The sequence below is a fragment of the Jannaschia marina genome (assembly GCF_013404595.1).
In the GTDB taxonomy this organism is placed as follows: Bacteria; Pseudomonadota; Alphaproteobacteria; order Rhodobacterales; family Rhodobacteraceae; genus Jannaschia; species Jannaschia marina.
The window spans coordinates 239,416-251,414 of sequence record NZ_JABVAX010000004.1 but is presented as its reverse complement, the minus strand read 5'-3'; the positions used below and the strand labels follow the sequence as shown (position 1 = coordinate 251,414).

Below are 11,999 nucleotides of genomic sequence, written 5' to 3'. Positions count from 1 at the left end.
ATAGCACTCCGGTCTAGCGGGGAAAATGCCTACTGCGTCGCGGCCCCGGCGACGGCGGCGAAGGCCGCGTCCAGCTCCGCACCGATCTCGCCGAGGCCCGGCGCATCGGCGGCATAGGGTGCGAGCACGGCGGAGGGCAGCTTGTAGCCGAGCGTGGCGGTGCCGTCGGCGTTCTCGGTGACGTAGACGCGGATCGGAGCCTCGATCATCGCCGCCGTGCTCTGCCGCAGGGTACGCACGGCGAAATCATTGTTGAAGAGGCCGATGACGCGGTTCCCGGGGATGTCGATCCCCCGGTTCGCGGCGGCCCCCGTCGGCCCGGCCATGGTGACGACGGCCAGCTTGCCGGCCTTCGCATTCTCGCGCACATCCTGCACCAGCGTCTCGAAGTCCTTGTCGGTCGGCGTCACCACCCAGCCGTCGCGGGGCGCGAGATCGGCGACCTCCTCCTGCGCCATGGCAGGCACGGCGAGGGCAAATAAGGCAAGGGCAAGGGCGCGCAGGAACATCGGGCATCTCCGTCGAGGCTCTGGCGTTCCAAACCACGACGGCCGCGCCGCGACAACGCCACGGCGTTCACACTTCGGTCAGATTGCGCCTTGCACCGGCCTGTCGCTTTGCATAGACCCGCCGGCGGACAGGTGGCCGAGTGGTCGAAGGCGCGCGCCTGGAAAGTGCGTAGGCGGGAAACCGTCTCGAGGGTTCGAATCCCTTCCTGTCCGCCATTTCACACATGGATGCCCCTGCCCCGCGACGTGACTGGCTGCGCCGCGCGAGCGTCGCGGTCCCGTTTTCGCGTCTTCCGTTTCGGTTCGGGATCCCCCGTGTGGCCCGGTCATCCTCCGTCGCGCGGGAGCCGCGGTCCGGCCATGGCCTGCAGCCGCTCCGGGTAGTTTGCCGGGAAGATCCAGCGCACCCTGTCGCGCGAACGGACCAGTCCGCGCCCCGCCGGGTCGAGGCCGAGCGTGACCGCCGCCAGGATGTCGCTCGACACCCAGGGCGAGCCGCGCAGATAGCCGTGACCGTTCGCCGCGCTGGAGCGCTCGGCGTCGGTGACGTCGATCACGTGGACGTTGTCGAAGCTGCCGATGAACCCCCGGATATAGGCAGGCACCGGCCCCCGCGTCGCCTGCCCGAGGCGGTTGCGCTCGCCGAAGACGATGTTCGACAGGCGCAGCGCCCGGTCGTGGCCCGACACATAGATCGTCAGATCCTCGACCATCCGGTCGATCCCGTCGATGAGATAGCCGCCCACGCGGATGGGGTCGGCGTCCGACCCGATGAGCATCACCTGACCGAGCCGAAGCTCCGTGCGGATGCGACTCTCGGGGGCGGCCTTGTATTCGAGCGCGAGCGCCCCGATCGCCTCGGACACCATCCGCGTCCCCGCCGAATGCGCGACGATGTGGATGCGCCGCGCCTCCGTCTCCTCGGCGAGGAAGCGCAGGTAGCGGCGGAACTGGAACGCGGAGTTGGTGGCGTCCTCGGTGTCCTGGAAATAGGTCAGAAGCCCGGTGTTCGCCGGCCAGGAATAGGCCATGAAGAGGTGATGGTACCCCGACACGTGCTGCAGCTCGGCCGCGGCCAGGACGGGGTTGGCGAAATCCGTCCAGGTACCGTGGACATAGAGAACGATGTCGCCCCCCGGCCGTTCGGCCAGCTGCCGGTTGATGCGGCCCGCGAAGGCGGCGTCGACCTCGGGCCCCGTGCCGTTGAAATCGCGCGGATCGGCCGCCGCATGGCGCGAGGCGGTCAGGGGGCCGGTCTCCGCGACCTCCTCGATCTCCACGACCGGCCGGCGCGTGCCCGCCGCCCCAGACGTCCGCGAGGCCCCGATCGAGACCTCCGAGAAGCCCACCCGAAGGATCGTCGAGGGCACGTCGCCGTAAGCTCCGATCTCGGCGGGGGCCCGCTGCGTGGCATAGGGCACATCCCGATCGGCGGGAACGCGGGGCGCGGCGGCAGGGGCCGGCGCTGCGCTCTGATAGAGGATGGGAGCCTGCATCAGGGGCACGCGGGAGATGCCGCTCGGTGGTGCGCAGGCCGTGACGCAAAGGGCCAGACCGATCGCCCGAAGCCAGCCCCTCATTGCGCCGGCACCGGATCGGATGCGTCCCCGTCGGTCCCGTCCGCACGCTCGTCCTCCCGGACGCGGAAGAAGATCGAGTAGAGCACCGGCACGATCACGAGCGTCAGCACCGTGGCGAAGCTGAGGCCGCAGATGATGACGACGGCCAGCGACTTGAAGAACGGATCCCACAGAAGGGGCACGACGCCGAGGACGGTCGTTATCACGCCGAGCGAGACCGGGCGCACGCGGCTCACGGCCGAATCCATGACCGCCTCCATCCGCGGCTTGCCCGCGGCGATCTGGGTGTCCGTCTCGTCTATGAGGACGATGGCGTTCTTGATGAGCATCCCCGTGAGCGACAGGATCCCGAGGATGGCCATGAACTCCAGCGCGGTGCGCGACAGGGCGAGGCCGTAGATCACCCCGATCAGCGCCAGCGGCACCGTCAGCCAGATGATGAGCGGTTGCCGGATCGCGTTGAAGAGAAAGATCACGACGAGCACCATCGCCCCGAAGCCGAGCGGCATGGTGGCGGCGAGGCCCGCGTTGGCCTCTTGCGAGTCGCCGTATTCGCCCCTCCATTCGAGCCGATAGCCCGGCGGAAGCTCGATCGCCTCGACCTGCGGGCGGACCTCGGCGAAGAGGTCGCCCGACAGCACGCTCGGCGCGGGATCCGCCTGCGCGGTGATCGCCAGCTGCCGGTCGATGCGGCGCAGGTTGCCCGCCTCGAAGACGACGTCGAAGCGGTCGACGACCTGGCCGATGGGGACGTAGCCGCCCGCGACCTGACTGAAGACCTGGATATCGCGCAGCTCGGCGATGTCGTCGCGCGCGCCCTCGGTCGGCCGCATCACGATGTCCAGAAGGTCGTCGCCCTCCCGGTAGACGCCGAGCGTGGCCCCGGCGAGGTGGCTGCGAAGCGCCTGGGTGATCTCGCCCTGCGTCAGGCCGAGGCGGCGCGCGTTCCTTGTGTCGATGACCGGTCGCACGACGCGGACCTGCTCGCGCCAGTCGTCCTTGACGGCGACCGCGCCGGCTTCGGCAAAGAGCGTCTTGGCCCGTTCGGCCAGCCGCCGCAGCGTGGCGGCGTCGGGCCCGAGGAACCGGGCCTCGATGCGGGAGCCGCTGCCCGGCCCGAGCACGAAACTCCAGGCCTTGGCCCCGGCCTCGGGGTAGGTCTCGGAAATGTGGTTGGCGAGCGTCGTGCGCAACCCGTCGATCCGGCGGTAATCCTCCACGTCGAAGAGGATCTGCCCGTAGGCCCCGTTCGGGGTCTCGGCCTCATAGATCAGCATGAAACGCTGGTGCCCGCCGCCGACGGAGGTGCTGGTGCCGGTGATGCCTTCGAGCTCGCGGGCGAACGCGGCGATCTCGAGCAGGTCTTCGGTGGTCGCGTCGATATCCGTGCCCTCCGGCAGGTAGTAGTCGACGGCGAACTGTGCACGGGTCGATTCCGGGAAGAAGCCCGGGGGCACCTGCGAGACGAGCGCGATGGCCGACATCAGCAACGCCACTACGAGCCCCGCGGTGATCCAGCGCAGCCGGATCGCGCGCGCGAGCAGCCGGCGGTAGCCGCGCAGGATCGCATTCTCCCGCGCCGGGGCCGGCGTCCCGGCAGGCTTCAGGAGCAGCGTGCAGAAATAGGGCGTGAGCCAGATCGCGACGAGCCAGGAGAAGAGGAGCGCGATGGCGATCGTCCAGAACAGGGACCCCGCGTATTCCCCGGTGTTGTCCGGCGAGAAGCCGACGGGCGAGAAGGCGAGGATGCCGACGACGGTGCCGCCGAGCAGCGGCCACTTGGTCTGTTCGACGACCGCCCGGGCCGCCTGCCCCGCTGGCGCGCCCCTCTGGACGCGGACGAGCGTGCCCTCGACCACGACGATCGCGTTGTCGACCAACATCCCGAGCGCGATGATGAGCGCGCCGAGCGAGATCCGCTGCATGTCGAGGCCGTAGAGATACATCCCCGTCAGCGTGCCGGCGACGGTCACGAGAAGGACGCCGCCCATCAGCAGGCCCGACCGCAGGCCCATGAAGACGAGGAGCGTGCCGATGACGATGGCGAGCGCGACCACGACGTTCAGGACGAAGTTGTCGACCGAGGTCTTCACCGTCTGCGACTGGTCCGAGATCGGCATCAGGTCGATGCCGAGCGGCCGGTCGGGCTCGAGCTCGGCGATCCGTTCCTTGACGGCCTCCCCCATGCTCACGACGTTGCCGCCGAGCGTGTTCGAGATGCCGAGGCCCACGGCCGGCCGGCCGTCGCGGAAGAGGCGCGGGCCCGCGGGTTCCTCCAGGCCACGGGTGACCGTGGCGACGTCCCCCAGCCGGAAGGACGCCCCGGACTGCGGGTCGAAGATGATGACCTCCTCGAGCGCCTCGACCGATCCGACCCCGCCGGCCGGTCGGACTTCGAGCCGCATGTCCCCCGCCACGACCGAACCCCCCGGACTGACGAGGTTCTGCCCCTCGATCAGCTGCGCGATCTGGTTCGGCGTCAGCCCCAGCTCCACGAGGCGCGAGGGGCTGTATTCGACATAGACGACCTCGTCCTGCGTCCCCGAGAGCACCACCTTCGAGACGCCGTCGACGGTCACCAGCTCGCGCTGGAGCGTCTTGGCGTAATCGTGCAGCTCCGGCAGGGTCCAGCCGTCGCCCGTCACCGCGAAATAGAGCGCGTAGACATCGCCGAAATCGTCGAACACCTGGCTTTCGAGCGCGTTGGGCGGCAGGTCGGCCTGTGCGTCGGAAATCTTCGCGCGCATCTGTGCGAACCGCTGATAGAGGTGGTCGTAATCGGGCGTGGAGGCGATGGTGAACTCGACCGTCACCGTCGAGAGCCCGGGGGCCGAGATCGACGTGACCTCGTCCACGCCCTGCAGTTGCTGGAGCGCGTCCTCGACGACCTCGCTCACCTCCTCGGCCACCTCGCCCGCGGTCGCGCCGGGATAGGGCGTCACGATCTGGGCCTGCCGGATGATGAACTCCGGGTCCTCGAAACGTGGCAGCGACATATAGGCGAAATAGCCCGAGATCAGGATCAGCAGGGCGACGACGGCCGAGACCAGCCGCTTTTCGATCGCGAAACGCGCGAGGTCCATGCCTCAGCCCTCCTCGGCGATCGGGCGGACGGTCATGCCCTCGACGATGCGTCCGACGCCCGCGGCGACGACGCGCTCCCCCTCCTCGAGGCCCGCGGTGACGGTGACGCGATCTCCGATGGCTTCGCCGAGCGTGACGTCGCGCCGGGTCAGCGCGCCGGTCTCGCCCACGATCCAGACGAAGGGCGAGCCATCCGGGGCGGCGGCCACGGACGAGAGCGGCACGGTCAGCCGCACGTCGCGGCCCGGGGCGCTCGACACCACCTCCGCCGTCATGCCCGGCAGGATCACCGTATCGGCCGGCGCGGGGATCGCGACACGGCCGCGATAGGTACGCGTACCGGTGTCGGCCTGCACCGAGAACTCCACGACCTCCGCCTCGAAGGTCTCCCCCGGGATCGCGTCGAAACTGGCCGAGGTCTCGATCGCCTCGACGCCGCCCTGCGAGAGCGCCGTCACGTCGGGACCCGGAATGTCGAAGGCGAGATGGATCGGATCGAGCGCCTGGAGGAGCGCGATGGATTGCCCGGCCTGCACGTTCGAGAAAGGCTCCACGTCCCGCCGCGCGATGATGCCCGCGAAGGGCGCGCGCAGGGTCGCGTCGTCGAGGTTGTCGCGCGAGACCTGGAGCTGGGTGCGCAACCCCTCGATCGCGGCTTCCGACGCCCGGATCTCCTCGGCCCGGCCGCCGGCCTGACCGATGCGCAACTGCTCCCGCTGCGTGCGCACCTCGGCTTCGGCCACGCGGAACTCCGCCTCGGCCTGCTCGAGCTGGGCCTTGGCGACGACGCCGCGCTCGCGCAACTGCCGTGTGCGTTCGAGCGTGTCGCCCGCGGCCTCGGCCTGGGCCTCCGCGGCCTCGAGCGCCGCCTCGAGCGCCGAGAGCTCCTCGGGGCGCGCGCCCGCGCGCAGCGCCTCCAGCTGCGCCTCGGCCTGGGCGATCTGGCTCTCGATCTGCGCGATCTGCCGCTCGAAATCCCGCGGGTCGAGCCTGGCGATGACGGCCCCCTCCTCGACCAGCATGGCCCCGCGGATCGGAAGCGCCACGATACGGCCGCCGACGCGGAACGACAGCGCCGTCTCGCGCGAGGGCAGGACCGTCGCGGGATAGGTTCGGCTCACGGTCGCGTCGCTTGCGGCGACGGTCGCCACCTTGGCGGGACGCGGCGCGTTGTCCTGTGCCAGAGCCGCCGGCGCGGCGAGCAGCATCAGGGCCAGAGCCGGCCGCAGGAGCCACCGGACCTGACGGCACCGGGTCGCACGTCCGGGCCGTTCACCGCTCCGCTGTTCGATGGATCCGCCGTCCGCGGCATCTGTGGTCGAGTGCATCCTGGGCGCCTTCCGCGAAGCTGGGGGCAGCGGCAGCCGCGCGGCGAAAACGGCCGTCGGTCCCGCGCCCGTGGGCGTTGTGTCTCGAACACGCCGGCGACGCCGATCCGGGGTCGGGCGGATACCGCTCTTCCGGGCACGATCGAGACGATGAAAGCTGAAATCAACGAACGCGACCCGTACGACACGGGGGGTCACGACCACCTCGCCGGCACATTGGCCCGGTATGGCCGCCGTCACGGCGGGCACATCGGGGCCATCCGCGGCCACGAGACACGCATGTGATGAAGACTACGCCCGCGACGTTCAAGCCCCCGTCGGCGGATTCAGGGCGTCCCGTCGCCCCGCGCGACCTCCAGCGCCGCGCGCAGGACGTCAAGGTCGCCGATATGATTGGCCAGCACGAGGATCAGCCGCGCGTTGAGCGCGTCGCTCTCGGCTTTCGTCAGTCCCTCGTGCGCGTCGATGAGCGCGGCATAGACGCCATCGGGGTCGGGCAGGTTCGGTGCGGTGGTCAGGGTCATGCCGTCGTCCCGAGGGCGTGCCGCAGGGCGCGGCCGATCCCCGCCGGGGTCGGATCACCCCAGCGGGCCGCGACGTGCTGGTCGGGACGCAGGAGATAGACCGCCCGCGCGGCATCGCCGAGATAGCGCCGGGCGAGCGGGTCGTCCCGCTCGCAGGTCAGCCCGATCCGCTCGAACGGCACCCCCTCGGGGCCGTCCACCGACGGCGGCGTGCAGTTGAGCGCGAGGAGCGCGAAGCCCCCTCCCAACCGGTCGAGCAGAAACCCCTGCCCGAGCGGCGCATCCGGGCAGGGCGCACCGGGACGGGACGCGGCCGGGCCACCCGGGAGGGCATCGGGGCCGACAAGCGGCGCGTCGTCGTAGACCGCCGGGACCGAGAGCCGACCCGAATTGACGAGTGGCCGGGCGAAGGCGTGGCCTTCCGCAAGATCCAGCACCGCATCGCGGAAGAGCCGGCTCGCCTCCGACTTCGGGGTCAGGAAATCCGTGGAGCGCGTCGAGTTCAGGATGTTCTCGTCCGCCGCCGCCCCCCGCTCGGTGTCGTAGCTGTCGAGAAGCGTCTCGCCCGCCACCCCGCGCAGCACGAGGTCGAGCTTCCACGCGAGGTTCTCGGCGTCCTGCAAGCCCGAATTGGCCCCCCGTGCCCCGAAGGGCGAGACCTGATGCGCGCTGTCCCCGGCGAAGAGGACGCGGCCGTGGCGGAACCGCGCCATGCGCCGGCACTGGAAGGTATAGATCGAGGTCCAGTCGAGCGCATAGTCCACATCCGGCCCCAGCATCGCGTCAACGCGGGCGCGCACCGCCGCGGGGCGCAACTCCGCCTCCCGGTCGATGTCCCAGCCGAGCTGGAAGTCGATGCGCCAGATGTCGTCGGGCTGCTTGTGCAGGAGCGCGGAGGCGCCGGACTTGAACCACGGCTCGAACCAGAACCAGCGCTCGGTCGGGAAGTCGGCGGTCATCCTCACGTCGGCAATGAGGAAATTGTCCTCGAAGACGCGGCCCTCGAACGTGAGCCCCATCCGCTCCCGGATCGGCGAACGCGCCCCGTCGCAGGCCACCACGTAGTCCGCGCGGAGCCGGTAGGGCCCGTCGGGCGTCGTGATGTCGAGCGTCACGCCATCGGCCGCCTGCGCGAGGTCGTCCACCCGGTTCGCGCCCCGGATCTCGACCTCGGCCCCTTCGGCCCGGACGGCGGCGATGCGCTCCACGAGGAAGCGTTCGACATAGGGCTGCTGCAGGTTGACGAAGGGCGGAAAGCGATGGCCGCCCTCGGGTTGAAGGTCGAAGGCATAGATCTCGTCGCGGTCGCGGAAGACGCGGCCCCGCTGCCAGACGACGCCCTTCGCGTGCATCGCCTCTCCGCAGCCGAGGCGATGCGCGATTTCCAGGCTCCGCTTGGAGAAGCAGATGGCACGGCTCCCCTGCCCCACGCCCTCGTGGTCGTCGAGCACCACGACCCGCTGCCCGCGCAACGCGAGGTCGAGCGCCGTGGCGAGGCCCACGGGCCCGGCCCCGACGACGACGACGGGATGCCGGGCCGGCTCCGCCTGGTCCTGATCCGGGCTGCGCGCGTAGGGGTAGAGCCGCTCGGCCAGCTCGTAGCGCGGGCGCATCGGCGCGGTCATGCCTGCAGCGCCTCCCACATCTCCATGTCACGCTCCGCCGTCCAGATGCGGGGATGGGCGATGCCCTGCGCCTCGTCGTAGGCGCGGGCGACGTTGAAGGGCAGGCAATGCTCGTAGATCGCGTAGTCGGCGAACTTCGGGTCGCATTCCGCGCGCACCGCGTCCCACGCCTCCTTCAGCGTCCCGCCCCGCGCCGCGACACGGGCGGCGGGGGCATAGGTTGAGGTCACGAAATCGCGCGTGCTCTCGATGGCGCGCGTGACGGCGGCCTCGCCCATCAGCGCCCCACCCCGCCCCGGCGCGATGGCGTCGACGCCGTAGCCCGCGATCGCGTCGAGTGTGCCGCCCCAATCGGAGAAGTACCCGTCGCCGCAGTAACAGGCGGAGCGATCCTCGACGATGTCGCCGGTGAACATGACGTTCGCGTCGGGCACATGGATCACCGCGTCCCCCGCCGTATGCGCGCGGCCCAGATGGCGGATATCGACGCGCCGCCTGCCCAGCCAGACGGTCATGGCTTGGCTGAAGGTCGTAGTGGGCCACGTCAGGCCCGGGATGCTCTCGTGGCCCTCGAAGAGGCGGGGGAACCGCTGGAACTCGCTCGCCCAATCCTCGGCCCCGCGCTCCGCGACCATGCCGCGCGCGGCGTCCGACATGATGACCTGATCGGCACCATAGGCCGAGGCCCCGAGGACGCGGACGGCGTGGTAGTGGGTCAGCACCAGATGCGTGATCGGCTTGTCGGTCACGCCCCGCACGCAGTCGATCACCTTGCCCGCGAGCCGGGGCGTCGCCTGTGCCTCGACGACCATGACGCTCTCGTCGCCGACGATGACGCCCGAGTTCGGGTCGCCCTCGGCGGTGAAGGCATAGAGGCCGTCCCCGATCTCGTCGAAGGTGATCGTCTTTTCGGTCATGTCCCCCCGGGACGCGAATGCCTTGCTCATGCCGCCTCTACCCTTTGCGAAATGCGTCCGAAGAGGTCGCGGCCCTCCGCGTCCTCCATCCAGATCTCGACGTGGTCGCCCGGCCGCAGGAAGGGCGTGACCGCGTGGCCCGTCTCGATCGTCTCGATCATCCGTTGCTCGGCAATGCAGGAATAGCCCGCCCCGCCCTGCGCGACCGGGGCACCCGGCCCCCCGTCGCGCTTGTTCGACACCGTGCCGGACCCGATGACGGTGCCCGCGCGCAGGGGCCGCGTGCGTGCGGCATGGGCGATGAGCTCGGGGAACCCGAAGGTCATGTCCTGTCCCGCATCCGTCCGCCCGAAGGGCACCCCGTTCAGGTCGACGCACATCCGCGCGTGTAGACGGTCGCCGTCCCACCCGTCGAGTTCGTCGAGGCTGAGCGCCAGCGGGGCCAGCGCCGAGGGCGGCTTCGACTGCACGAAGCCGAAGCCTTTCGCCAGCTCGTCGGGGATGAGGCCGCGCAGGGAGGTATCGTTCAAGAGCATCACGAAGCGGATCGCCTCCCGCGCGTCGTCCACGCTCGCGCCCCGGTCCACGTCCGCCACGACGACGGCCACCTCCGCCTCGAAATCGGTGCCCCAGTCGGGCGCGCTCACGATCGGGTCGGCGGGCCCGAGGAACGGGTCGGAGCAGCCCTGGTACATCAGCGGATCGGTCCAGAACCGCTCCGGCATCTCCGCGCCTCGCGCGCGGCGGACGAGTTCGACGTGATTGACATAGGCCGAGCCGTCGAGGAACTGCCACGCCCGTGGAAGCGGGGCCATGCACCGCGTCACATCGAACGGGCCGGTCGCGTCCGGCTTGCCCGTCGGGGCTCCGTCCAGAAGGGCCTGGAACGTTTCGGGGCCGGCGGGCCACATGGTCTTGCGATCCGCGTCGACGGCGACGAGCGCACCGTCCGGGCGACCGTTGGACAGCGTCGCGAGCCTCATTTGCCCTCCGGAGTCCCGTCGAAGAGCTTCGGCAGATCCGACCAGCAGTCGATGTAGTCGTCCTGCAACGGGGCCTCCTGCGCCGCAAACGGAGTCAGGTGCTGCGGGAAGCGCGTCTCGAACATGAACGACATCGTATCGGCCAGCTTCACCGGCGCGAGGTCGGCGGTCGAGGCCCCCTCGAAGGCCTGCCGGTCCGGCCCGTGGGGCAGCATCATGTTGTGCAGGCTCAGCCCGCCCGGCACAAACCCCTTCGGCTTCGCGTCGTATTGCCCGTGGATGTTGCCCATCAGCTCCGACATGACGTTCTTGTGGTACCAGGGCGGGCGGAAGGTATCCTCCGCCACCATCCAGCGGTCGCGGAAGAGGACGAAGTCGATGTTCGCCGTTCCCGGCACGCCCGAAGGCGCGGTGAGCAGGGTGAAGATGCTGGGGTCGGGATGATCGAAGAGCACGGCGCCCACCGGACAATACGTGTTGAGGTCGTACTTCACCGGCGCGTAGTTGCCGTGCCAGGCCACCACGTCGAGGGGCGAATGGCCGATCTCGGTCACGTGGAACCGCCCGCCCCATTTGACGGTCACGGTCGAGGGCGCATTGCGATCCTCGAAGGCGGCGACGGGCGTCTTGAAGTCCCGCCGGTTCGCCATGCAGTTTGCCCCGATCGGCCCCCGCTCGGGCAGGGCGAATTTCTGGCCGTAGTTCTCGCAGACGAAGCCCCGGCACGGCCCCTCCAGCACCTCCACCCGGTAGACGAGCCCGCGCGGCAGGATGGCGATCTCCTGCGGGGCGAGGTCGATCGTGCCGAGTTCGGTCGCGAACCGCAGCCGCCCCTGCTGCGGCACCACCAGAAGCTCGGAATCCGCCGAGTAAAAGTAGGCGTCAACCATGCTCTCGGTCACGAGGTAGACATGCGCGGCCATGCCCACCTGCGTATTGACGTCGCCCGCCGTCGTCATCGTACGCATCCCCGTGAGCCAGGTCGTCCCCTCGGCATGGGGCACCGGATCCCAGCGGTATTGGCCGAGCGACACGACGTCAGGGTCGATGAGAGGCGCAGATTTCCAGTAGGACAGGTCGAGCGACGCGAAGCGATGCGTGTGCCGGACCGACGGCCGGATGCGATAGCACCACGTCCGCTCGTTCTGGTGCCCGGGCGCGGTGAAGGCCGTGCCCGACAGCTGCTCGCCATAGAGCCCGTAGGCGCAGCGCTGCGGCGAGTTCATCCCCTGCGGCAGGGCCCCGGGCAGCGCCTCGGTCTCGAAGTCGTTGCCGAAGCCCGGCATGTAGCCCTCGTGCGGTCCCGCAAGCGAGGGAGCCCGCGTCATCGCGTCGATCTTCGTCTGCCTGTTCATCGCATCCTCCTCCGGCCTGCGCCTCGCATAACGGTTGCTTTTGTAACTAACAACGCCCGCCCTTTCGGCCCGGTCCATTCGGCGTCTATGACAA

Annotated in this window: 9 protein-coding genes and 1 tRNA gene; 1 reads left to right on the top strand and 9 read right to left on the bottom strand. The window is 69.9% G+C overall.

What is annotated here, in order from left to right; translation table 11 throughout:
- Positions 1-29: 29 nt before the first annotated feature.
- Positions 30-509 carry a DUF302 domain-containing protein gene (locus HSX43_RS09965; protein ID WP_179379966.1) on the bottom strand — a complete coding sequence of 160 codons (480 nt, stop codon included), beginning with the start codon at positions 507-509 and terminating at the stop codon, positions 30-32.
- 126 nt (positions 510-635) lie between these two features.
- On the opposite strand from HSX43_RS09965, the gene HSX43_RS09960 reads away from it, so the two are divergent.
- Positions 636-725, top strand: a tRNA-Ser gene (locus HSX43_RS09960).
- Between the two features lie 110 nt (positions 726-835).
- Here the strand turns inward: HSX43_RS09960 and HSX43_RS09955 are convergent.
- The 8 genes from HSX43_RS09955 to hmgA form a co-directional block, all read right to left on the bottom strand.
- On the bottom strand, positions 836-2,089 hold the full coding sequence (locus HSX43_RS09955; protein WP_179379965.1) for an alpha/beta hydrolase: 1,254 nt from the start codon (positions 2,087-2,089) through the stop codon (positions 836-838).
- Complete coding sequence (locus tag HSX43_RS09950) at positions 2,086-5,172, bottom strand: efflux RND transporter permease subunit (protein ID WP_179379964.1); 3,087 nt, start codon at positions 5,170-5,172, stop codon at positions 2,086-2,088. Before HSX43_RS09950 ends, HSX43_RS09955 begins: the two co-directional genes overlap by 4 nt.
- A gap of 3 nt (positions 5,173-5,175) precedes the next feature.
- A complete protein-coding gene (locus tag HSX43_RS09945; RefSeq protein ID WP_179379963.1) occupies positions 5,176-6,501 on the bottom strand; it encodes an efflux RND transporter periplasmic adaptor subunit in 1,326 nt (441 codons plus the stop codon).
- Between the two features lie 326 nt (positions 6,502-6,827).
- Positions 6,828-7,025: a DUF2783 domain-containing protein gene (locus tag HSX43_RS09940; protein ID WP_179379962.1), complete on the bottom strand. Its 198-nt coding sequence runs from the start codon at positions 7,023-7,025 to the stop codon at positions 6,828-6,830.
- Entirely contained in the window at positions 7,022-8,650 is a 1,629-nt protein-coding gene (locus tag HSX43_RS09935; protein ID WP_235962604.1) for an FAD-dependent oxidoreductase, read from the bottom strand. Before HSX43_RS09935 ends, HSX43_RS09940 begins: the two co-directional genes overlap by 4 nt.
- Positions 8,647-9,597 carry an MBL fold metallo-hydrolase gene (locus tag HSX43_RS09930; protein WP_179379961.1) on the bottom strand — a complete coding sequence of 317 codons (951 nt, stop codon included), beginning with the start codon at positions 9,595-9,597 and terminating at the stop codon, positions 8,647-8,649. Before HSX43_RS09930 ends, HSX43_RS09935 begins: the two co-directional genes overlap by 4 nt.
- Positions 9,594-10,550 carry a fumarylacetoacetate hydrolase family protein gene (locus HSX43_RS09925; protein ID WP_179379960.1) on the bottom strand — a complete coding sequence of 319 codons (957 nt, stop codon included), beginning with the start codon at positions 10,548-10,550 and terminating at the stop codon, positions 9,594-9,596. Before HSX43_RS09925 ends, HSX43_RS09930 begins: the two co-directional genes overlap by 4 nt.
- The gene (hmgA, locus tag HSX43_RS09920; RefSeq protein WP_179379959.1) at positions 10,547-11,905 is read right to left on the bottom strand and encodes a homogentisate 1,2-dioxygenase; all 1,359 of its coding nucleotides are present in this window, start codon (positions 11,903-11,905) and stop codon (positions 10,547-10,549) included. The genes HSX43_RS09925 and hmgA overlap by 4 nt, the downstream gene beginning before the upstream one ends.
- Positions 11,906-11,999 lie beyond the last annotated feature (94 nt).

What these genes read in the sequence shown, in the direction of transcription:
- HSX43_RS09945 (WP_179379963.1), bottom strand. Translation starts at nt 6,501, where the DNA reads ATGCACTCGACCACAGATGCCGCGGACGGCGGATCCATCGAACAGCGG.
- hmgA (WP_179379959.1), bottom strand. Translation starts at nt 11,905, where the DNA reads ATGAACAGGCAGACGAAGATCGACGCGATGACGCGGGCTCCCTCGCTT.
- HSX43_RS09950 (WP_179379964.1), bottom strand. Translation starts at nt 5,172, where the DNA reads ATGGACCTCGCGCGTTTCGCGATCGAAAAGCGGCTGGTCTCGGCCGTC.
- HSX43_RS09965 (WP_179379966.1), bottom strand. Translation starts at nt 509, where the DNA reads ATGTTCCTGCGCGCCCTTGCCCTTGCCTTATTTGCCCTCGCCGTGCCT.
- HSX43_RS09930 (WP_179379961.1), bottom strand. Translation starts at nt 9,597, where the DNA reads ATGAGCAAGGCATTCGCGTCCCGGGGGGACATGACCGAAAAGACGATC.
- HSX43_RS09940 (WP_179379962.1), bottom strand. Translation starts at nt 7,025, where the DNA reads ATGACCCTGACCACCGCACCGAACCTGCCCGACCCCGATGGCGTCTAT.
- HSX43_RS09955 (WP_179379965.1), bottom strand. Translation starts at nt 2,089, where the DNA reads ATGAGGGGCTGGCTTCGGGCGATCGGTCTGGCCCTTTGCGTCACGGCC.
- HSX43_RS09935 (WP_235962604.1), bottom strand. Translation starts at nt 8,650, where the DNA reads ATGACCGCGCCGATGCGCCCGCGCTACGAGCTGGCCGAGCGGCTCTAC.
- HSX43_RS09925 (WP_179379960.1), bottom strand. Translation starts at nt 10,550, where the DNA reads ATGAGGCTCGCGACGCTGTCCAACGGTCGCCCGGACGGTGCGCTCGTC.